The 22,291-nt window shown below is 69.1% G+C and carries 17 protein-coding genes; 3 read left to right on the forward strand and 14 right to left on the reverse strand.

Features of this window, described 5'->3' with window-relative positions; all coding sequences use genetic code 11:
• Positions 1 to 43 precede the first annotated feature (43 nt).
• Entirely contained in the window at positions 44 to 1,804 is a 1,761-nt protein-coding gene (gene leuA, locus P0Y48_04215) for a 2-isopropylmalate synthase (protein ID WEK14416.1), read from the reverse strand.
• 210 nt (positions 1,805 to 2,014) lie between these two features.
• Between leuA and P0Y48_04220 the strand changes: the two genes are divergently transcribed.
• The gene (locus tag P0Y48_04220) at positions 2,015 to 2,644 is read left to right on the forward strand and encodes a hypothetical protein (GenBank protein ID WEK14417.1); all 630 of its coding nucleotides are present in this window, start codon (positions 2,015 to 2,017) and stop codon (positions 2,642 to 2,644) included.
• Between the two features lie 6 nt (positions 2,645 to 2,650).
• Here P0Y48_04220 and era read toward each other — a convergent pair whose 3' ends face one another.
• The 11 genes from era to lepA all read right to left on the reverse strand — a co-directional run bounded on the left by era (position 2,651) and on the right by lepA (position 13,648).
• Positions 2,651 to 3,580 carry a GTPase Era gene (gene era, locus P0Y48_04225; protein ID WEK14418.1) on the reverse strand — a complete coding sequence of 310 codons (930 nt, stop codon included), beginning with the start codon at positions 3,578 to 3,580 and terminating at the stop codon, positions 2,651 to 2,653.
• Positions 3,577 to 4,911 (reverse strand): hemolysin family protein, encoded by a 1,335-nt coding sequence (locus P0Y48_04230; protein ID WEK14419.1) that lies wholly within the window; start codon positions 4,909 to 4,911, stop codon positions 3,577 to 3,579. The genes era and P0Y48_04230 overlap by 4 nt, the downstream gene beginning before the upstream one ends.
• Complete coding sequence (gene ybeY, locus P0Y48_04235; GenBank protein WEK14420.1) at positions 4,908 to 5,375, reverse strand: rRNA maturation RNase YbeY; 468 nt, start codon at positions 5,373 to 5,375, stop codon at positions 4,908 to 4,910. The genes P0Y48_04230 and ybeY overlap by 4 nt, the downstream gene beginning before the upstream one ends.
• Positions 5,372 to 6,421, reverse strand: coding sequence for a PhoH family protein (locus P0Y48_04240; protein ID WEK15006.1), 1,050 nt, complete (start codon positions 6,419 to 6,421; stop codon positions 5,372 to 5,374). Before P0Y48_04240 ends, ybeY begins: the two co-directional genes overlap by 4 nt.
• A gap of 46 nt (positions 6,422 to 6,467) precedes the next feature.
• On the reverse strand, positions 6,468 to 6,815 hold the full coding sequence (locus P0Y48_04245) for an HIT domain-containing protein (GenBank protein WEK14421.1): 348 nt from the start codon (positions 6,813 to 6,815) through the stop codon (positions 6,468 to 6,470).
• 40 nt (positions 6,816 to 6,855) lie between these two features.
• A complete protein-coding gene (locus P0Y48_04250) occupies positions 6,856 to 7,584 on the reverse strand; it encodes a 16S rRNA (uracil(1498)-N(3))-methyltransferase (protein ID WEK14422.1) in 729 nt (242 codons plus the stop codon).
• A 6-nt stretch (positions 7,585 to 7,590) separates the two neighbouring features.
• Positions 7,591 to 8,706: a molecular chaperone DnaJ gene (dnaJ, locus tag P0Y48_04255; protein WEK14423.1), complete on the reverse strand. Its 1,116-nt coding sequence runs from the start codon at positions 8,704 to 8,706 to the stop codon at positions 7,591 to 7,593.
• 44 nt (positions 8,707 to 8,750) lie between these two features.
• A complete protein-coding gene (gene hrcA, locus P0Y48_04260; GenBank protein ID WEK14424.1) occupies positions 8,751 to 9,788 on the reverse strand; it encodes a heat-inducible transcriptional repressor HrcA in 1,038 nt (345 codons plus the stop codon).
• 112 nt (positions 9,789 to 9,900) lie between these two features.
• Positions 9,901 to 11,118 carry a radical SAM family heme chaperone HemW gene (gene hemW / locus P0Y48_04265; protein ID WEK14425.1) on the reverse strand — a complete coding sequence of 406 codons (1,218 nt, stop codon included), beginning with the start codon at positions 11,116 to 11,118 and terminating at the stop codon, positions 9,901 to 9,903.
• The gene (locus P0Y48_04270) at positions 11,118 to 11,768 is read right to left on the reverse strand and encodes a DUF1990 family protein (GenBank protein WEK14426.1); all 651 of its coding nucleotides are present in this window, start codon (positions 11,766 to 11,768) and stop codon (positions 11,118 to 11,120) included. Before P0Y48_04270 ends, hemW begins: the two co-directional genes overlap by 1 nt.
• Before the next feature lie 29 nt (positions 11,769 to 11,797).
• A complete protein-coding gene (gene lepA, locus P0Y48_04275; GenBank protein WEK14427.1) occupies positions 11,798 to 13,648 on the reverse strand; it encodes a translation elongation factor 4 in 1,851 nt (616 codons plus the stop codon).
• A 233-nt stretch (positions 13,649 to 13,881) separates the two neighbouring features.
• Between lepA and P0Y48_04280 the strand changes: the two genes are divergently transcribed.
• Both P0Y48_04280 and P0Y48_04285 read left to right on the forward strand, forming a co-directional pair.
• Positions 13,882 to 18,621 (forward strand): ExeM/NucH family extracellular endonuclease, encoded by a 4,740-nt coding sequence (locus P0Y48_04280; protein ID WEK14428.1) that lies wholly within the window; start codon positions 13,882 to 13,884, stop codon positions 18,619 to 18,621.
• 94 nt (positions 18,622 to 18,715) lie between these two features.
• Complete coding sequence (locus P0Y48_04285; protein ID WEK14429.1) at positions 18,716 to 19,453, forward strand: alpha/beta hydrolase; 738 nt, start codon at positions 18,716 to 18,718, stop codon at positions 19,451 to 19,453.
• On the opposite strand, the gene P0Y48_04290 is transcribed toward P0Y48_04285, so the two are convergent.
• Both P0Y48_04290 and P0Y48_04295 read right to left on the reverse strand, forming a co-directional pair.
• Positions 19,442 to 20,692, reverse strand: a complete 1,251-nt coding sequence (locus P0Y48_04290; GenBank protein ID WEK14430.1) for an MFS transporter — start codon at positions 20,690 to 20,692, stop codon at positions 19,442 to 19,444. The two genes, P0Y48_04285 and P0Y48_04290, sit on opposite strands and share 12 nt — an antisense overlap.
• Positions 20,689 to 22,122: a GH1 family beta-glucosidase gene (locus P0Y48_04295; GenBank protein WEK14431.1), complete on the reverse strand. Its 1,434-nt coding sequence runs from the start codon at positions 22,120 to 22,122 to the stop codon at positions 20,689 to 20,691. Before P0Y48_04295 ends, P0Y48_04290 begins: the two co-directional genes overlap by 4 nt.
• Between the last annotated feature and the right edge of the window lie 169 nt (positions 22,123 to 22,291).

Here is a 22,291-nt window from a genome sequence, read left to right on the forward strand (position 1 = left end):
CGGGCGCGCCGAGTCGTCGACCCGGCGCTCCCGCGACGTCGGGTCAGACGGCGGCAAGCTCCCCGGAGCGCTCGCGGGTGCGGATGGCGCGGTTCACGCCCGACACGATCGCCTTGAGGCTGGCAGTGGAGATGTCGCCGTCGATGCCGACACCCCAGAGACGCTCGCCGTCGACCTGGAGCTCGACGTAGGCTGCGGCCTGCGCGTCGCCGCCCGCACTGAGCGTGTGCTCGACGTAGTCGTACAGCGTGATGTCGAAGCCCTGCGCGCGCACGACCTCGAGGAAGGCGGACACCGGTCCGTTGCCCACGCCGGTCGTGCTGATCTGCTCGTCGCCGTCACGCAGCGACACGTCGAGACTGACCTCGCCGGACATGTCGCTCTGCGTGCGAGTGGACAGCAGCTCGAAGCGTCCCCACTTCTCGTCGCTCACGACCGCCGGAAGGTACTCGTCGGTGAAGATCGCCCAGATCTGGTCGCTCGAAACTTCGCCGCCCTCGGCATCCGTCTTGGCCTGCACGACGCCGGAGAACTCGATCTGCAGCTTCCGCGGGAGGTCCAGGGAGTGGTCGGTCTTCAACAGATAGGCGACGCCGCCCTTGCCGGACTGCGAGTTCACCCGGATGACCGCCTCGTACGAACGGCCGAGGTCCTTCGGGTCGATCGGGAGGTACGGCACGGCCCAGTCGATCTCGTCGACGGACACTCCGGATGCCGCGGCGCGCGCGGCCATGGCCTCGAAGCCCTTCTTGATGGCGTCCTGGTGGGAGCCGCTGAACGCGGTGAAGACGAGGTCGCCCGCCCACGGGCTGCGCTCGTGCACCGGGAGCTGGTTGCAGTACTCGGCGGTGCGCTTGACGTGGTCGATGTCGCTGAAGTCGATCTCGGGATCGATTCCCTGCGTCAGCATGTTGATGCCCAGGGCGACGAGGTCGACATTCCCGGTGCGCTCACCGTTGCCGAACAGGCACCCCTCGATGCGATCGGCGCCGGCGAGGTAGCCGAGCTCCGCCGCGGCGATCGCCGTACCTCGATCGTTGTGGGGGTGGAGGGAGAGGATGACGTTCTCGCGGTGGTTCAGGTGACGACTCATCCACTCGATCGAGTCGGCGTAGACGTTCGGGGTCGCCATCTCGACCGTCGCCGGAAGATTGATGATCACCTTGCGATCCGGTGTCGGTTCGAAGACCTCCAGCACCTGATTGCAGATGTCGACGGCGAACTCCAACTCGGTGCCCGTGTACGACTCCGGCGAGTACTCGTAGTAGACCGCCGTCTCGGGGATGCGAGCCTCGAACTCCCGGCACAGCCGCGCGCCTTCGAGCGCGATGTCGATGACGCCCTGCCGGTCGGTGCGGAACACGACCTCCCGCTGGAGGATGCTCGTCGAGTTGTAGAGGTGGACGATCGCCTGCTTGGCGCCCGCGATGGCCTCGTAGGTGCGCTCGATCAGGTGGGCGCGGGCCTGCGTGAGGACCTGGATGGTCACGTCATCGGGGATCAGATCGTCCTCGATGAGCTGGCGCACGAAGTCGAAGTCGGTCTGGCTCGCACTCGGGAACCCGACCTCGATCTCCTTGTAGCCCATCTGCACGAGCAGATCGAACATGATCCGCTTGCGCTCGGGGCTCATCGGATCGATGAGGGCCTGATTGCCGTCTCGCAGATCGACGGCGCACCACCTCGGCGCCTTCTCGATTCGACGCGAGGGCCAGGTGCGGTCGGGCAGATCCACGCGGATCTGCTCGTGGAACGGACGATACTTCGCGGTCGGCATGCCGGACGGCTTCTGATGGTTCTTCATGATGGAGATCGCTTCTCTTCGCGGGATGGAAACGGGCCGACGACGATCTCCGCGACGAGGGAGGCCCTGCTACGAGGTCTCGTCGCGGCGGCTAAGAAGAAGGAGCCCACCGAAGCGCATGGTGACACGATACACCCGGTCGCCTCGCTCCGCGTCTCGCGATGGCAGACGCGGATGAGACGGTCGCGCGTGTGGCGACACTCCAGGGGTATGAATCGCCGCATCGTCGCTGCTCCCGCCGTCCTGCTCCTGGCCGCAGGCCTCGCCCTGACGGGATGCGCCTCCCCGTCACCGGCCGCGTCTTCGCCGGACGAGGCCCCGCGTCTGGGTGAGGTCTCCCCCGGCCTCCCCGACGGGCCGGTGATGGGTCAGGGAACGGTGCTCGAGGTGGGAGACGGCGCGGAACTGTGCCTCGGCCCCGTCGCCGAGTCCGCCCCACCGCAGTGCAGCGGCATCCCCCTCGTCGACTGGACCTGGGACGGCGTGGAGGGGGTCGAGGAGACCGGAGGGGTGCGGTGGGGCAGCTTCGCCGTGCAAGGCACGTACGACGGGAAGACGCTCACGGTTACGCAGCCGCCGATCATGCTCGCGCTGTACGACCCGATGCCGCTGGACGATCCCACCGGAGGCGAGCCCGGAGCGGGCGCGGAAGCCGACCTCCTGCGCATTCAGGACGAGCTCCCTGCTCGTCTGGGCGACGCCTACTTCGCGTCGTACCCCCAGGACGGCTGGCTCTTCGTGGACGTCCTGTGGGATGACGGCACCTGGCAGGACGCGGCGAACGGCGAGTACGGAGCCGACACGGTGATCATCCGGTCGGCGCTCCGCGAGATCGGCTGAGCCGCGTCAGAAGCCGAGCCGGCCGAGGTGCTTGGGATCGCGCTGCCATTCCTTCGCGACACGCACGTGCAGCTTCAGGAAGACCCGGGTTCCCACGAGCGGCTCGATCTGCTCCCGCGCGCGTGAGCCGACGTCGCGTAGCCGCGATCCACGGTGACCGATGATGATCGCCTTCTGACTGTCGCGCTCGACCACGACGTTCGCGTAGACATCGGTCATGCCGCCCCCGTCGCGCAAGGCGATTTCCTCGATCGTCACGGCGATCGAGTGCGGGAGCTCGTCACGAACACCCGACAGGGCCGATTCGCGGATGATCTCGGCGATGCGATCCTCGAGCGATTCATCGGTGACGACGCCCTCCGGGTAGAGAGCGGGGCCGACCGGCATGAGTCCGAGAAGCTCATCGGCGAGCACATCGAGCTGATCGGCCGTCACCGAGGAGAGCGGGATCACCGCCGCCCAGTCCTCCCGGAGCGCGTCGACCTCCAGAAGACGCTCGGTGATCTCGTCGCGCGCGGCGATGTCGGTCTTCGTGACGATCGCCACCTTTTTGGCACGCCCGTATCCGTCGAGCGAGGCAGCGATGCGCCGGTCGCCCGGGCCGACCTTCTCGTTCGCCGGCACGAGGAAGCCGATCACGTCGACGTCGCCGAGAACTTGTTCGACGAGATCGTTCAGGCGCTGTCCGAGGAGGGTGCGAGGCTTGTGGATGCCGGGAGTGTCCACGATGACGAGCTGACCGGCCGGACGATTGACGATGCCACGGATCGCTCGCCGCGTCGTCTGCGGCTTGTCGGACGTGATGGCGACCTTCTCGCCGACGAGGGCATTCGTCAGCGTCGATTTGCCCACGTTCGGACGGCCGACGAACGTCACGAAACCGGATCGTCCGGCATCGGCCGGTGACGGTGCGCTCTGCTGCGATTCGCTGCTCACGACTCCCCCTTGATGGTCGGGATGGGGCCGCTCAGCGGCGGGATGGTGCCGACGAATGCGCCGTCGACGGCGTCGAGCGCGGCGCTGCGTTCGACGAAGACGGTGGCCAGACCCCGGCCGCGGCCGCGCGATGTTCCACCGGTGAAGACGAGTCCGCCGTGCTCGGCGGTCGCGCCGGGGAGCGGGACGCGCCCCAGGAGCTTGCCGAGCAGGCCGCCGACGGAGTCGACGTCGTCGTCTTCCAGTTCGAGACCGAAGAGCTCCCCGACTTCGTCGAGGCCGAGCCGGGCGCTCACGCGATAGCGTCCGTCACCGAGGTCCACGACCTCGCTGGACCGGGGATCGTACTCATCGGCGATCTCGCCGACGAGCTCTTCGATGAGGTCTTCCAGGGTCACGAGGCCGGCGACCCCGCCGTACTCGTCGACGACGAGACAGACGTGCACGGCATCCCGCTTCATCTGCTGGAGCAGAGTCTCGGCCTTCATCGATTCGGGGACGAACACCGCGGGCCGCGCGATCCTACTGACGGGAGCGTCGCGCCAGGAGCGCTCGTCGCGGTAGGCGAACTGCACGAGGTCTTTCAGGTACACGACACCGGTGATGTCGTCCGCGTCGTCGTCGGCGATGGGGATGCGTGAGACGCCCTTGTCGAGGAAGAGGCGCATCGCGTCTTCGGTCGTGACGGTGCCGCTCATCGTCACCATGTCCGTCCGCGGCACCATGACCGCTCGGACGAAGGTGTCGGTGAAGTCGAACACGGAGTGGATCAGTTCGCGATCGTCTTCCTCGATCAGATCCTGTGAGGCCGCCTCGTCGACCATGCTGAGCAGCTGCTCCTCGGACGCGAAAGAGGTGCCGCGGGAGACGCCGGGCGTCACCCGGTTGCCGAGGATGACGAGGAGATGGGCGAGGGGGCCGAGCACGATGCGTGCGCCGCGGATGATCGGGGCGCCGCCGCGGAGCAGTCCTTTCGCGTGCTGGCGTCCGTAGCTGCGGGGGCTCGCCCCGACGAGGACGAACGACACCGCCGTCATGAGGAGCGCCGCCGCGAGCATGGCCCACCAGATGCTGTCGAACAGCAGCGTGAACGCACCCATGACGAGCACGGCGGCCGTCGTCTCGGCGAGGATGCGGATGAAGACGACGGCGTTGCCGTGTGCCTCCGGATCAGCCGCGATCCTTCCGAGCGAGGTCCGGTTGCGTCCGGTCTGGGAGAGCTCGGCCACATCCGCACGCGACGTCACACCGAGCGCGGCGTCCAGCGCGGCCATGAGACCGCCGAGCGCGACGAGCGCGACGGCGGCGATCAGGAGGAGGGCTTCGGTCATGCGCGTCGTCGGCGCTCGGTCGCCTGGAAAGCGGCGATGAGCTCGCGCTGCAGCCCGAACATCTCTCGCTCCTCGTCGGGCTCGGCGTGATCGAAGCCGAGGAGGTGGAGGAGGCCGTGCGTCGTCAGGAGGATCAGTTCGTCGATCGTCGCGTGCCCGGCCGCCTGCGCCTGCGTCTCGGCGACCTGCGGGCAGAGCACGATGTCACCCAGGAGGCCGGCCGGCGCCGGCTGGTCCTCGGTCCCCGGTCGCAGTTCGTCCATCGGGAAGCTCAGCACGTCGGTGGGCCCCGGCTCGTCCATCCACTGCACGTGGAGGGATTCCATGGCGCCCTCGTCGACGAGGAGGATCGCGACGTCCGCATCCGCACTCACGTGCAGTTCGGCGAGATTCTGCTCCGTGAGGCGCAGGAGCACGGTCTCGTCGATCGGGACGCCGGACTCGTTGGTGATCTCGATGGTCATGATCGTCCTCGCTTGGGGAGATGGTCGTGAGGTCCGGGCGCGCGGGTCTGCCCGCGCCGCGGGTCCTGCGCGCGTCGCCGCTCGGCGCGGTTGGCGAACTCGGTCGCCTCGTCCCGCTCACGGCGCATGGCCATGCGCTGTTCGTCGTACTCGGTGTAGGCGTCGACGATGCGGCCCACGAGGGTGTGGCGCACGACGTCGTCGCTGGTGAGGTAGGAGAAGTGGATGTCGTCGATGTCCTTCAGGACGCGGGTCACGAGCCGGAGTCCCGACGCTCCCTGCGGCAGATCGACCTGCGTGATGTCGCCCGTCACGACCATCCTGGTGCCGAACCCGAGGCGCGTGAGGAACATCTTCATCTGCTCCGGCGTCGTGTTCTGCGCTTCGTCGAGCACGACGAACGAGTCGTTCAGCGTGCGGCCGCGCATGTACGCCAGAGGGGCGACCTCGATCGTTCCCGAGGCCATGAGCTTCGGCACGAGCTCGGGGTCGAGCATCTCGTTGAGCGCGTCGTAGAGCGGGCGCAGGTAAGGGTCGATCTTGTCGGTGAGGCTGCCGGGCAGGAAGCCGAGGCGTTCGCCCGCCTCGATCGCCGGCCTGCTGAGGATGATGCGGCTGACCTCCTTGCGCTGCAGGGCCTGCACCGCCTTCGCCATGGCCAAGTAGGTCTTCCCCGTGCCGGCGGGACCGATCCCGAACACGATCGTGTTCTCCTCGATCGCGTCGACGTACGCCTTCTGACCGAGGGTCTTCGGTCGGATGACCCGGCCACGCGACGTGAGGATCGCCTCCCCGAGCACCTCGGACGGTCGCATCCCCGTGTCGGCGCGGATGATGCGGCTGGATGCCGTCACGTCGGCCGGGTCGAGGCCCTGGCCGGCGCGGGCCATCGCCATAAGCTCCTCGATGAGCGCCTGGGCGCCCGCGACGGACGCGGCATCCCCCGTCAGGCGGATCTCGTTGCCGCGAACGTGCACTTCCACGTCGGGGTGTTCGCGTTCGACGACACGCAGCAGCCGGTCCTGGGGCCCGAGCAGCTGGACCATGGCGACGCCGTCGGCGTGGAGGTGCGCGACGGTGGGTTCGGGGGTGTCAGCCACCGAGGCCTCCTTCCTCGAGACCGCCGGCGAGGACGTGCGCGTGCACGTGGAAGACGGTCTGCCCCGCAGCGGGGCCGGTGTTGAAGACGAGCCGGAAGTCGCCGTCGGCATGCTCGGCGGCGAGGCTGTTCGCGAGGCCCACCAGTTCGGTCAAGAGCGCGGGGTCGCCTGCCGCGAGTTCCACGACGTTGCGGTACTCCTGCGTCTTCGGAATGACGAGGAGATGCACGGGTGCTTGCGGGGCGATGTCGCGGATCGCGAAGGCGTTCTCGGTCTCCGCGACGATCTCGGACGGGATCTCGCCCTGCAGGATGCGCGTGAAGATCGAGGGTTCGCTCATGATCCGAGTCTATCGAGGGTGCTGAGACGCGGGCGGGGGCTCACCAGCGCCCGAGGAGCGCGCTGGCGACGGCGATCGCCGCGGGGCCGGCCGTCGAGGTGCGCAGCACGGTGTCGCCGAGTCGCACCGCGCGCGCACCTGCGGCAGCGAGGGCGGCGATCTCTTCCGGGGTGATCCCGCCCTCGGGGCCGACGACGAGGGCGATACGCGCGGCGTCCGCGACGTCGATGGCGGTGAGCGCCGTCGATGCCGTCGGCTCCAGCACCAGCACGAGGTCGGCGAGATCCGCGATTCGTGACGTCGCCACGGGTTCGTGCACGTCGGGCACCCATGCCCGGTGGGCCTGCTTCGCCGCCTCCCGCACGATGGCGCTCCACCGCGCGACGCCCTTGGCGCTCTTCGCGGCATCCCACCGGGAAACGCTCCGCGCCGACTGCCACGGCACGATCTCGTCGACGCCCAGTTCCGTCGCCGCCTGCACGGCGAGCTCGTCGCGGTCGCCCTTCGCGAGCGCTTGCACGAGTACGAGTTCCTTCGCGGGGCGAGGGATGCCGCGGCGCGACTCGATGCGCACCCGCACGTCCTTCGGGGCGACGGATTCGACCACACCGGTGAGCCATGCGCCGCGCCCGTCGCCGAGCGTGACCGCTTCCCCGACCCTCACCCGGCGGACGACCGCCGCGTGATGGGCCTCCGCGCCCGTGAGGGCCGCGATGTCGCCGACTTCGCCGGGCAGTTCGGCGTCGTCGAGGAGGAAGTGCAGCGCCACGTCGGATCAGCCGTTCCGGAACCGGTCGCGGAGCTTCGCGAACAACCCCTGGTGGAACTCGGCCAGGTGGGGGGCGGGGGCCTTCGTCTTCTTGGCGAAGTCCTCGATGAGCGCCCGCTGCTTGGCATCCAGTCGCGTCGGGGTGACCACGTGCACGCCGACGCGGAGGTCGCCGCGCTGTCCTCCGCGCAGCGGCGTGATGCCGCGCCCCTTGATGGTGAGGACGTCGCCGGCCTGGATGCCGGGGCGGATCTCGAGGTCGACCGGGCCGTCGAGCGACTCGATCGTCGTCTCCGTGCCGAGCACGGCGTCGGGCATCGACACCTCGAGGGTGGCGAGGAGGTCGTCGCCGTCGCGGCTGAACACCTCGTGCGGCGTCACGGTGACCTCCAGGTAGAGGTCGCCGTTCGGGCCGCCGGCGGGGCCGACCTCACCGGACCCCGGAAGCTGCAGGCGCAGGCCCGTCTCGACGCCGGCGGGAATGTCGACCGACACGGTCCGACGTGCGCGCACCCGGCCCTGACCGGCGCACGTGCCGCACGGGTAGGGGATGGTCGTGCCGTAGCCCTGGCAGGTCGTGCACGGCTGCGAGGTCACGACGTTGCCGAGGAGGCTGCGCACGGTGCGCTGCACGTGTCCGGCACCGTGGCAGATGTCGCACGTCACCGGCTGGGTGCCCGGCTGGCAGCAGGAGCCTTCGCACGTGTCGCAGAGCACCGCCGTGTCGACCTCCACGTCGCGGTGCGCGCCGAAGACCACATCGCCGAGGTCGAGCGTGACGCGCACGAGAGCGTCCTGGCCGCGCTCGCGGCGTGACCGGGGTCGTCCGGATCGCCCTCCGGCCGCGCCTCCGAAGAAGGCCTCGAAGACGTCGCCGAACCCGCCGAAGCCTCCGCCGGCACCCCCGAACGGGCTGCTGTCGCCACCCATGTCATAGCGCTGACGCTGCTCGGGATCGCTCAACACGTCATAGGCGTGGGTCACGAGCTTGAACCGCTCCGACGCGTCCTCTCCCGGGTTGACGTCGGGGTGGAGTTCGCGCGCCAGGCGACGGTACGCCTTCTTGATCTCGTCGGGGGTCGCCTCTCGCGACACTCCGAGAACCTCGTAGTGGTCAGCCACATTCGCCTTTCCGCCCGCTGCCGGGCGCAGTCATTCCGGTCGCGTCAGCGAGACTTCTCGTCTTCGTCGAGCAGCCGGCTCAGATAGTGCGCGACGGCGCGGACCGCCGCGAGATTCGTGGGATAGTCCATGCGGGTGGGGCCGAGCAGACCCACCCGCGCGCGTGTGCCCGTGGCGTCGTAGTCGCCCGCGATGACCGACGCCTCCGGAAGGCCGAACGGCTCGTTCTCCCGGCCGATGCTCGCCGCGAGCCCCTGCTCGTCGGCCACCATCTCGCCCATGAGTCGCAGAAGAGTCACCTGCTCCTCGATCGCCTCGAGCAGGGGGTAGATGCTGCCGCGGAAGTCCGCCTCGCGACGGGCGAGGGTCGCGCTTCCCGCCATGACGAGCTTGTCCTGCCGGAATTCCTCGAGCTCCTCGGCCACGATGTGCGCGACGGTGCGCAGCGCCTGATCGATGCGTTCGTCGGTGGCCGCGGTGGCGAGGAACTCGGAGAGTGCCTGGGCGCCGTCGCGGACGCTCTTGCCCGTGACGAGATCGCCGACCCCGCGCTTGACGCGGGCGACCTCGGTTTCGTCGAGCTCCTCCCGAAGGAAGGCCAGACGCTGCGATACGCGGCCGGTGTCGGTGACCACGATGACGACCACGCGGCGAGCCCCGAGGTGGACGAACTCGACGTGCGAGACGTTCGCGCGCGCGAACGACGGGTACTGGACGATCGCGACCTGTCCCGTCAACTGGGTCAGGGAGCGGACGGTGCGCACGAGGAGGTCGTCGAGGTCACCCGGACCGTCGAGGAACGACGCGATCGCCGTCCGCTGGGCCGCCGTGAGGGGACGCAGCTCCGCCAGGTGGTCGACGAACACGCGATAACCCTTGTCGGTGGGCACCCGCCCCGAGGATGTGTGCGGGGCGACGATCAGGTCCTCGTCCTCGAGGAGCGCCATGTCGTTGCGGATGGTCGCGGCGGAGACGCCGAACTGATGGCGATCGACGATCGACTTGCTGCCCACGGGCTCGTGCGTGTCGACGTAGTCCTGCACGATGGCCCGCAAGACCTGGAGTCCGCGTTCCGAGACCATGCCTGTCCTCCGTCCGATCGTCCGCACTGGCACTCGTGAGTGCTGAGTGCCAATTCTATCTCGGGAGCACGCCAGGCGCGCGACGAACCCGAGAGCGGGTCCGATCTGCGGCTCAGGCCGTCAGCGCCCGAACCACGGCGTCGGCGAGAAGCCGCCCTCTCAGCGTGAGGACGACGCGCCCGCGCACTGCGGCTGCGCCGTCGATGAGACCGTCGGCAATGAGGGATGCCACGGCGCGCCGGCCTCCGCCAGTGAGATCGGAGACGGCGAGCCCGTCGGAGATGCGCGATCGCAGCAACACGCTCTCGAGCCTCCGAGCGGCCGCATCGGGGCGCTCGCGACCGGCCGCCGGCGAGGTGCCGGACGACACACGCTGCGCATAAGCGGCTGGATGCTTGACGTTCCACCACCGCAGACCGTCTATGTGGCTGTGGGCGCCCGGACCGTACCCCCACCAGTCGTGCCCCTGCCAGTAGGCGAGGTTGTGCCGGGACCGTTGCCCGGGCGCCTTCGCCCAGTTGGAGACTTCGTACCAGGAGTAGCCCGCGCCGCCGAGCAGCTCGTCGGCCAACTCGTACATGTCCGCCTGCAGGTCGTCGTCGGGCGCGACGACCTCACCCCTGCGGATCTGACGTTCGAGCTTCGTGCCGTCCTCGATGATGAGGGCGTACGCGGAGATGTGATCGGGGTCGAGCGCCACGGCGCTCTCGAGCGAGCGCCGCCAGTCGTCGAGGCTCTCCCCCGGTGCCCCGTAGATGAGGTCGAGGCTGACCGCCAGGCCGGCCCGTCGAGCGGCGTCGACGGCCGCGTCGACGCCCGCAGGATCGTGAGTGCGGTCGAGCGCGGCCAGGACGTGCGGAACGGCGGACTGCATACCGATCGACAGGCGCGTCACGCCGGCATCCTTCAGACGCCGCGCCAGCAGCGGAGTGACCGTGTCGGGATTGGCCTCGACGGTGACCTCGGCATCCGCCGTGAGGGCGAACGTGGTACGGATGCCGTCGAGCATCCGAGCGAGGTCGTCGCCCGGGAGGAGCGTGGGGGTGCCGCCGCCGAAGAACACGGTCGCCGCAGGGCGAAGGGGGCCTCGTGCGCGGAGGACGTCCGCCGAGAGGGCGATCTCCCGCAGCACCTCGTCGGCGTACTCGTCCTGCCGGGCACCGCGCAGTTCGGTCGCCGTATAGGTGTTGAAATCGCAGTAGCCGCAGCGCACCCGACAGAAAGGCACGTGCAGGTAGACGCCGAAGGGCGTCTCCGGAGAGACGGTCACATCCGGCGGGAGCGACCCGTCGGCAGGGGCAGAGTCGCCCAGAGGCAGTGCCGCGCCCATCAGGCGGGTGTCGTGTACAGCGGCGACAACGCTCGCAGGTAGCCCTGGAACAACTCGCGTCGGCGACGCTTCACCAGGGCCGGCAGTAAGCGGTACAACGTCTTCACCGGGCGGTCGAAGGCGCGCACGGTGAACCACACCTCATCGGCATCCGTCCACTCCAACACGAAGGACTCCTCGCCGCTCACGACCGAGCCGCTGACGGTGCCGAGTCCGAAGCCGACGCGTCGTGGCTCTTCGATCACGTAGATCACGCGCAGCTGGGCGTCGGCGCGATGCCCCTTCACGCGCCCGTGGACACGGACGGTCGTCCCGGCGCCCACATACGGGGTGCCGTCGGCGTCGAAGCGCTGGTCGGCCTCGAGCCTGCTGGGTGCGAGCGGTGTGCCCTCGGCGTCGAAGCTCACGCCCGAGTACATCGGTCCGGATGCCGGTCGGATATCCGAGACAGTGAGTCCCGCTCCCCGTAGCGCCGCCCAGGACAGGAGCGTGTCGGCCGAGGTCTCGAAACGTGCCTCGCCGCTTCCGATACGCCACGACGCCTCCGCGGGGAGACTCCGCTCGGGCGGATACCCCATGAGGTCGGCGGCCTGCGTGGCCCCGACGGCGGCGTAGTCCACCGTCCCGTCTTGGAAGCTTCCACGGCGCATGCGAACAGCCTACCTTCGCCTCTCGGGGGCTACTTCTTGTCCTTGCCCTCGACGTCGCCCGAGAGCGCCGCGATGAACGCCTCCTGGGGGACCTCGACGCGGCCCACCATCTTCATGCGCTTCTTGCCCTCTTTCTGCTTCTCGAGGAGCTTGCGCTTACGGGTGATGTCGCCGCCGTAGCACTTGGCGAGCACGTCCTTGCGGATAGCCCGGATGTTCTCGCGGGCGATGATCCGCGCGCCGATCGCGGCCTGGATCGGCACCTCGAACTGCTGGCGTGGAATCAGCTTGCGCAGCCGCTCCGTCATCAGGGTGCCGTAGGCGTAGGCCTTGTCGCGGTGGACGATCGAACTGAACGCGTCGACCTTCTCGCCCTGCAACAGGATGTCGACCTTCACAAGGTCGGCCGTCTGCGAACCGGCCGGTTCGTAGTCCAGGCTCGCGTAGCCCTGCGTCTTGGACTTGAGTTGATCGAAGAAGTCGAACACGATCTCGCCGAGCGGCATGTTGTAGCGCAGTTCGACGCGGTCCTCGCTGAGGTAGTCCATGCCCAGAAGCGTTCCACGGCGCGTCTGGCACAGCTCCATGACGGTTCCCACGTAGTCCTTCGGCAGCAGGATGCCGACCTTGACGACCGGTTCGGAGACTTCGGCGACCCGTCCGTCGGGGTACTCGCTCGGGTTCGTGACCGTCACCGTCTCGCCGGTGTCGGTCATCACCTCGTAGGTGACAGACGGTGCTGTCGTGATGAGGTCCAACCCGAACTCGCGGGACAGTCGCTCGGTGATGATCTCGAGGTGGAGGAGTCCGAGGAAGCCGCAGCGGAAACCGAACCCGAGGGCCACGGAGGTCTCCGGTTCGTACTGGAGGGACGCGTCGGAGAGCTTGAGCTTGTCGAGGGCTTCACGCAGATCGGCGTAGTCGCTGCCGTCGATCGGATAGATGCCGCTGAACACCATGGGCTTCGGGTCGGTGTAGCCCGGGAGTGCCGTGGTGGCGGGCTTGCGGTGATGGGTGATCGTGTCGCCGACCTTGGACTGACGCACATCCTTCACACCGGTGATGAGGTAGCCCACCTCACCCACGCCGAGCCCCTTGGTGGGAACCGGCTCCGGGCTGGACACGCCGATCTCCAGCAGATCGTGGGTGGCCTTCGTCGACATCATCTGGATGCGCTCGCGCGGTTCGAGCTTTCCGTCGATCATCCGGACGTAGGTCACGACGCCGCGGTACGAGTCGTAGACCGAGTCGAAGATCATCGCGCGCGCCGGCGCCGACGCGTCTCCGGTGGGCGCCGGAATTCCCTCGACGATGCGATCGAGCAGTTCTTCGACGCCGAGACCGGTCTTCCCGCTCACTCGGAGGACGTCCTCCGGGCGACCGCCGATGAGGTTCGCGAGTTCCGCGGCGTACTTCTCCGGGTCGGCGGCGGGGAGGTCGATCTTGTTGAGCACGGGGATGATGTGAAGGTCGTTCTCCAGCGCGAGGTACAGGTTCGCGAGCGTCTGAGCCTCGATCCCCTGGGCGGCGTCGACGAGGAGGATCGCCCCCTCGCACGCGGCGAGCGAACGCGAGACCTCGTACGTGAAGTCGACGTGTCCCGGGGTGTCGATCATGTTGAGGGCGAACGTGCCGTCGGCGGTGGCCCACGGCATCCGCACGGCCTGCGACTTGATCGTGATGCCGCGCTCGCGCTCGATGTCCATCCGGTCGAGGTACTGCGCGCGCATGTCGCGATCCGACACCACGCCGGTGATCTGCAGCATGCGGTCGGCCAACGTGGACTTGCCGTGGTCGATGTGGGCGATGATGCAGAAGTTGCGGATGAACTCGGGCGGCGTGGAGGCAGGCTCGAGAGGCGTGAAGGCGCGCGGTGACATGTCCCGTGAAGTCTACCGGGGGCGCGTGGTGCTGCCGTCCGATCGACGGGCAGACCTCAGCCCGCGCGGACAATACCCGACGAACCGCCGAACACGCCAGCGCATCAGCCCATGAGAAAGAGTTAACCGATTTGACACTTGTCGAAGTCCGCGTGCCCACAGGATGCTCAATCTGGCGGCCGAAGCCTGCGCGATCCTCCCTGCCGCGCGCGGACCGCCTCGGAGACGACGACATGCACACAGCAGAGTTCCGTTCGCCCCTGCGTCCGCGCACGCGCTGGCTGGCCGGTTCCACGGCCGCAGCCCTCGCGGTCGCCGGCCTCGTCGCGCTGCCGACCGCGGCAGGCGCCGCCGTGTCGGCGGAAGCGCCCATCGTGATTTCGGAGGTGTACGGCGGCGGCGGCAACAACGGCGGCGCGTACAACCGCGACTTCGTGGAGTTGGCCAACGTCACGGATGCCGAGATCGACCTCGACGGCTGGAGCATACAGTACGCCTCGGCCACCGGCGCCACGTGGCAGGTGACGGCGCTGGACGGCGTCTCCGTGCCCGCGGGCGACCGGCTGCTGATCGGTCAGGCGTACGGGTCCGACCGCACGCTGCCCGGGTTCGAGGCGGATGTCGACGGCGCCATCGCCCTCAGAGGCACGCAGGGCAAGGTCGCCCTCGTGGAAGGAACCGCGGCCCTCTCCGGCTCGACGGGACTGGTCGACCTCGCACAGGTTGTCGACTTCGTCGGCTGGGGCGGAGCGACGCACTTCGCGGGCACCGCCGCTGCGCCGGCGACCACGAACGGCACGAGCATCTCGCGCAACGGCGACGACGCCAATACGGCCGACAACGCGGCCGACTTCACGGCCGGCGTGCCGACGCCTGCGGGCGCGGACGACGGCGGCCCGACCCCCACCCCGACACCGACGCCCACGCCGACGCCGACGCCGACGGAAGACCCGGAGATGGTCGCGATCGCGGATATCCAGGGCACGGGTGACGCCTCGCCGCTGGCCGGCGCCACCGTGACGACGACCGGAGTCGTGACGGCCCACTACCCGACCGGCGGGTTCGACGGCTATGTGATCCAGACCGCCGGCACCGGCGGTGACATCGACCTCGACACCCACAGCGCGTCGGACGCCGTCTTCGTCTATGCGCCCGGCGCCGTCGGCGAGGTCGCCCTCGGCGACACGGTCGAGGTCACCGGGGTCGTCTCCGAGTGGAACGGTCTCACCGAGATCACGGTCCGCGCCGGTGCTGCGAAGGTCATCGCCGATGCCGAAGCTCCCGTGCCTGCGACGGTGGCCTGGCCCACGACGAACGCGCAGCGGGAGACCCTCGAGTCGATGCTCGTCGCGCCGCAGGGCTCGTTCACGGTCAGCAACACCTACGCCACCAACCAGTACGGCGAAGTGGGACTGGCCGCAGGCGACGCGCCGCTGCGCCAGCCCACCGATGTGGCGCCGCCGGGCAGCGCCGAGGCAGCCGACGTGGCCGCCGACAACGCCGCACGCGCCGTCGCGCTCGATGACGGAGCGAGCACCAACTTCCTCTCCGCGGCCAACAGCGGCCTCACCCCGGCCTATGTCTCGCTGGCCGAGCCGATTGTCGTCGGCGCATCGGTGACGTTCACCGACCCGGTGATCGTCGACTACCGCAACAACACGTGGAAGCTGAACCCGTCGGCTCCGCTCGCCGCGGACGGGATGGGTACCGACGGCGTCGTGTTCGACAACCCGCGCACGTCCGCTCCGGACGAGGTCGGCGGCGACATCTCCGTCGCGTCGTTCAACGTTCTGAACTACTTCACGACCCTCGGTACGGAGTCGGCCTCGTGCGTCGCGTACACCGATCGCTTCGGCGACGGCGTCACCGTCCGCGAGGGCTGCGACCAGCGCGGAGCATGGGATGCCGACGACCTCGCGCGCCAGCAGGCCAAGCTCGTCGCCGCCATCAACGCGCTCGACGCCGATGTCGTCGGTCTCATGGAGATCGAGAACTCGGCAGCCCTCGGTGAAGAGACCGACGAGGCGACGGCGACGCTCGTCGCAGCGCTGAACGCCGCGGCAGGCGAGGACCGCTGGGCGTTCGTCCCGTCCTCGGACGAGCTGCCTCCGGCATCCGAGCAGGACGTCATCACCAACGCGATCATCTACCAGCCGGATGCCGTGAGCACGGTCGGGTCCGCGCGGGCGCTGGGCGACCAGAGCGCCGACGGCGAGGCCTTCGGAAACGCGCGCGAGCCGCTCGGACAGGTGTTCGCTCCCGCCGGCGGTGGCGACGAGCTTCTCTTCGTCGTCAATCACTTCAAGTCGAAGGGTTCGGCCGGTCCGTGGCCGGGCGACGTGGACGCCGGAGACGGCCAGGGCTCGTCGAACGAGTCGCGCGTACGCCAGGCGACGGCGCTGCGCGACTGGATCGAAGAGATCCAGGGCGACGTGGCGGCCGTTGCCCTCGCGGGTGACTTCAACTCGTACGGGCAGGAAGATCCTCTGCAGGTGCTGTACGCAGCGGGTTACACCGACGTGGAGCAGCACTTCGAGGTCGACTCGTCCTCGTACAGCTTCTCCGGACTGTCGGGCTCGCTCGACCACGTCCTCCTCAACGACGCCGCCCTGGCGCGTGCCACGGGTGCCGACATCTGGAACATCAACTCCGGCGAGTCCGTCGCCCTCGAGTACAGCCGATTCCGCTCGCACGGCACCGAGTTCTTCGCGAACGACGTGTACCGCTCGAGCGACCACGACCCGGTGCTCGTGGGGCTGTCGGCCGAGGCCGCTCCCGTCGAGCTGACCCTGCTCGGCATCAACGACTTCCACGGACGCATCGACGCCAATACGGTGGCGTTCGCCGGCACCGTGGAACAGCTGAGGGATGCCGCAGACGGACCGACGCTGTTCCTGTCGGCCGGAGACAACATCGGCGCATCGCTGTTCGCCTCCTCCGTCGCGCAGGACAAGCCCACGATCGACGTGCTCAACGCGCTCGGTCTGGAGGCGACGGCCGTCGGCAACCACGAGTTCGACCGCGGTTTCGCCGATCTGGAGGGGCGTGTCACCGACGCGTCGGACTACCCGCAGCTGGGCGCCAACGTCTACCTCGCCGGAACGCAGACCCCCGCGCTCCCCGAGTACGCCCTGCGGGAGGCGGACGGTGTGACGGTCGGCATCATCGGCGCGGTGACGGAAGAGACGCCGTCGCTCGTGTCGCCGGCCGGGATCACCGATCTGGAGTTCGGCGACCCCGTCGCCGCCGTCAACCGCGTCGCTGCGCAGCTGAGCGACGGAGACGACGCCAACGGTGAGGCCGACGTGATCATCGCGCTCTACCACGAGGGCGCCGGCGCGGGAACCCCGGACGGTGCCACGTTCGAGCAAGAGCTCGCCGCGGGCGGTCCCTTCGCCGCCCTGGTGAACGACACCTCCCCCGAGGTCGACGCGCTCTTCACCGGCCACACCCACAAGGAGTACGCGTGGTCGGCGCCCATCCCCGGCACCGATCGCACCCGTCCGGTCGTGCAGACCGGCTCTTACGGAGGCAACATCGGAGAGATCGTGCTCTCGATCGACGGCGGCGACGTGACCGCCCACACCGAGCGGATCGTGCCCCGCACGACGACGCCCGCCGCCGACCTCATCGCCGCCTATCCGCGCGTCGCGGAGGTGGATCGCATCGTCCAGGCCGCTCGTGCGGCGGCCGCCGAGGTGGGCAACACGGCGATCGGAGAGGTGTCGGGCGACATCACGACCGCCTACGCCGGTGGATCGTTCGTGGGCGGCGTCTGGACGGGCGGTTCCCGCGATGACCGGGCCTCGGAGTCGGCGCTCGGCAACACGGTTGCCAACATGCTGCGCGACTCGCTCTCCACGCTCCCCCAGGGCGCGCAGATCGGTGTCACGAACCCGGGTGGCCTGCGCGCCGACCTGTGGGACACGCAGGCCGAGTTCGGCGCCACGGCGATCCCGGGGCTGGCCGACGGCACGGTCTCGTTCTCGCAAGCCAATGCCGTGCTGCCGTTCAACAACACTCTCGCCCTCGTCACCCTGACCGGTGAGCAGTTCACGACGCTGCTGGAGCAGCAGTGGCAACGCGACGCGCAGGGCAATGTCCCTCAGCGCCCGTATCTCCAGCTGGGGCTGTCGGACAACGTGTCGTACACGTACGACGCGACGCTTCCGGAAGGGTCGCGCGTCACCTCGGTCACGGTCGACGGTCAGCCGCTCGATCCCGCCGCAGAGTACCGCGTCGGCACCTTCTCGTTCCTGGCGACGGGAGGCGACAACTTCCGCGCATTCACCGAGGGGTCGGACTACGTGGACACCGGCCTCCTCGACTACGAGGCGTGGATGGACTACATCGCCGACGGCTCGCCCCTGGCACCCGACTTCGCCAAGCACGCCGTGCAGGTCGCCGGATCCCCGGAGACCGCGACCGCCGGTGACACCGTCACCTTCCAGGTCAGCGGCATCAACATGACCAGTCGTGGCGCACCGGAGAACACGTCGCTCGCGGTGACCATCGGTGACACCGAGCTCGGTGAGGTCCCGGTCACCGCGGGTGCGGCATCCGTGTCGGTCGCTCTTCCGGCCGACCTCCCCGCCGGACCCACGGTGATCACCCTCACCGCGCCGGACTCGGGCACGGTGGTGCGAGTCGCCCTCGAGGTCGAAGCGGCCGTCGAGCCGCAGGCGACGACGACACGTCTGGCCGCGCTTCTCCCCGTGCACATCAACCGGCTCCTGCCGACGACGCTCGTCGCGTACGTCGACCAGGAGGAAGGCTCGCCGGAGGGTGTGGTGGAGTTCCGTGAGGGCACTGAGGTGGTCGCGACGGTTCCTGTCCGACGGGGCTTCGCCGCCTACACGCTCGGCAAGCTGAGCCGTGGCACTCACCAGTACACGGCCGTCTTCGTGCCGGCCGATCCGACCGTCTCCAGCGGCTCCACGAGCAAGGCGGTGCGTGTGAGGGTGGTGTTCTGACCCCGTCCTCCCGCCGGAGGCATTCCGAATCGAGCGGGCTCGCGACACGGCGTCGCGGGCCCGTTCGACGTGTGACGACTCGTAGGCTGGACAGATGGTGACGCACGTGGTGATGGTGCACGGCATTCGCACCTCCGCCACCATGTGGCGCTCGCAAGTCGCTCATCTGAACGAACGCGGCATCCCCGCCACCGCTGTCGACCTGCCCGGTCACGGCACACGGATGTCCGAGGAGTTCACCCTCGACGAGGCGTTCGCGACCATCGATCACGCGGTCCGCGGTGCCGCTGAGCGCGGTCCGGTGCTGCTCGTCGGACATTCCATGGGTGGACTCCTCTCCCTCGCCTACGCGGGTCGCGAGGACAAGCCGCCCATCGACGCCTTCATCGCAGCGTCGTGCACGGCCCTCCCGCGCGGCGTCGGCCTCGCCACCTACCGAGCGTTGGCACGAGGATTCGACCGACTTCCTCGCCGTGGTCAGGGCATCGCGGACTGGGTGCTCGATCGCACGCTTCCCGCCGAGACTCGCCAGGACTTCGGCGCCGGCGGCTACGCGTATGACGCGCAGGACGTCGCGCTCCGGACTCTCTCGGTGCTGGATCTCCTCGCCGCGCTCGGCCGAATCGATGTGCCGACCTGGTTCATCAACGGACAGTACGACCAGCTGCGCGCGAACGAGCGCCTCTTCCTCAGGCTCGTCCCGAACGCGGAACTGATCGTGGTCCCGCGAACGAGCCATCTGGTCACCGCGATGCGACCTCGGGTCTTCAACGCCCTCCTCGACCTGGCCGTGGCGACCATCGACGTCGCCGCGGCCGACTCAGTCGGCTGAGGCTCTTCCCCCGGTTCGGGCATTCCCACGGATGCGGAGGGTCGCGAGCCCCCCGAGCGCGGACAGAACGGCGCCGACCGCGAAGAGCAGCCAGAACCCTCCGACGAGGGCGACGAGTCCCGCACCGATGAGCGGCCCGAGAAGTTGCCCGAGGCTCGCCGCGACGTTGACGAAGCCGAGGTCGCGGGCGTGATCGTCCGGGAACGGCAAGAGGTCGGTCGCGAGGGCCAGGCCGACCGACATGTAGGCGCCGTATCCGACGCCGAGGAGCGCAGCGGAGACGAAGGCGACCTCCAACGACGGAGCGACGGCCAGGAGGAGGGATGCCGCGGCCTGCACCATCGCGGCTCCCACCACCCAGCCGATCCTCCGGCCGGACCTGTCCGATAGCCGACCGGACAGCACCGACGCGGCCACGACGAAGACCGTGTAGACGACGATGAGCAGGAGAAGCTGCTCCTCGGCCGCCTCCGGCGACTGCCCCACTCCATACAAGAGGAAGAACAGCAGCAGGCCGGTACCCAGTGCGTTGCCGATGTTCACGACGAGGCGGCCCGTGAGCAACCAGGCGAAGTCGTGGTTGCGGAGCGCCGCCGTCCGTTGAGCGAGTCCGCGGGGCGCACGTGCGGCTTCGGAGGCCGACGGGGACGGCGGATCGGGGAGGATGAGGGCTGCGCTCAGACCCGCGACCGCGAGGAAGCCCGCGAGCACGAGGTATCCCCCGAACGTGCCGAGCCCGAGGAGAACGATCGCCCCGACACCCAGCACGATCCCGACGGCCTGCGAGGAGGCGATGGCTGCCGACGCCGCGCCGCGCTGCGTGGTGAGCTGGTCGGCGATGAGCGCCGTGAAGGCGGAGGCCGCGACGGCCGTGCCCACCGACACTCCGATCCACGCGGCGCCTACCAGCCACGGACCGTTTGCTCCGGCCAGGCAGACGAGGGAGACCGTGGCGAGGGCGATTCCCGCCAGGGCCCACGGTCGACGTCGCCCTCGTGCGCCTCGCGTACGGTCGGACAGTCCACCGGCGACAGGTCCGGCGACGACGGCGGCGATGCCCCCCACCGCGAGGACCAGTCCCGACGACACCACTCCCGCGATCCAGCCGACGGCGTCGTCGGGCGTGTTCAACTGCAGCGGGATCAGCAGCTGCAGTGGCGTGAGCTGCACGGTCCACAGCGCGAGCCAGGCGAGGGTGAACAGCGCGAACCACTGCCGGCCCACGCGCGGCGGCGTCATGCGCGGGCCTCTTCGATCAGGGCGCGGTACCACTCATAGGAGGCCTTGGGCGTGCGCTGCGAGGTCTCGTGGTCCACGTGCACGAGCCCGAACCGCTGGGAGAACCCCTCCGCCCATTCGAAGTTGTCCAGCAGCGACCACACGGTGTACTCCCGCACGTCCGCTCCCCTCTCGTTGGCGTCGGCGATCGCCTCGATATGCGCGGCGAGATACGCGATGCGTTCGGTGTCTTCGATGCGCCCGGCGGAGCGAGAAGGCTCGGGGAAGGATGCGCCGTTCTCGCCGACGATCACGGGCGGCAACGCGGCACCGTACCGGGAGCGGAGACCGAGCAACACCTCGGTCAGCGCTGCGGGGACGATCGGCCAGCCGAAGCCGGTGACGTCGGCGCCCGGGACGGGCTGGAGGGAGAAAGGAATAGGGGCTTCGGGCGATGCCGCGCCCACCACTGTGGGGTTGTAGAAGTTGACGCCGTAGAAGTCGCTGGGCGCGGCGATGAGCGCCAGGTCTCCGTCGTGCACCGGTTGTCCCGGGATGCCCAGGGCGCCGAGATCGGGGTACTCCCCGAAGAAGAGGGGATCGGCGAAGAGATGGTTGTGGAGGGCGTCGTACGCGGCGGCAGCGTCCCGATCGTCGGCAGAGTCCGTGGCGGCGGACACGTGCGTGTGGTTGTTTACGATCCCGACCTCACCGGCATCCGCGTCACGCACGATCTGCTGGGCCAGGCCGTGCGCCAGGAGCTGGTGGTGCACGGTCGGCAGAGCGTCGAAGAGCAGCTGCCGGGCGGGCGCGAGTTCGCCGATCGCATAGCCCTGGAGGGTGGTCGAGACCGGTTCGTTGATGGTGTACCAGTGCCGCACGCGGTCGCCGAGCGCGTCGATCACGAGGGCGGCGAAGTCTGCGAAGCGGAAGGCGGTTTCTCGCTGCAGCCACCCTCCCTCCGCCTCCAACTCGCTGGGAAGGTCCCAGTGATACAGGGTCGGGAACGGTGTGATCCCCTCCCCGAGCAGCTCGTCGACCAGCCGCGAGTAGGTGTCCAACGCTGCTCTGTTCGCGTTTCCACGACCACCCGGCTGCACGCGGGTCCACGACACCGAGAAGCGATATCGATCGACGCCCAGCCTGTCCAGGAGCGCGACGTCTTCGGCTGACCGACGCCAGCTGTCAGGCCCGGGCTCGGCTGTCGACCCGTCTTTCACCGCGCCGGGCGTGTCGACGAAGTCGTCCCAGATGCTGCGTCCGCGTCCGTCCGCGCTGCGTGCGCCCTCGATCTGGAAGGCGGCCGTGGCCGCAGACCAGCGGAACGGCGGCCGCAGCAGGGTGAGCCGTCGCGGGGAGGGCGAGGGGTCGAGCGTGAGAGGATCGGATGCCACGGCATCTCCTTCGTCGAGCGCATCGTCGAGCCGGTCGGGTCCGGTTGACCCGATCATGCCGCACCCGGAGACTCCTGCACAGCACGAAATGCCGCTCGGTGTCGGCGCGGGCCGCACGACGAAACCTGGTAGACTCGGCTTTTGGCTTGCGTGTGGGCTTCTCCCTCACACGACCGCCGTGCGACAGCCCTCTCTTGTCACTCGGCACATCCAACGAACACTCCGA

This window comes from Candidatus Microbacterium phytovorans (genome assembly GCA_029202445.1).
Taxonomy (GTDB): Bacteria; Actinomycetota; Actinomycetes; order Actinomycetales; family Microbacteriaceae; genus Microbacterium; species Microbacterium phytovorans.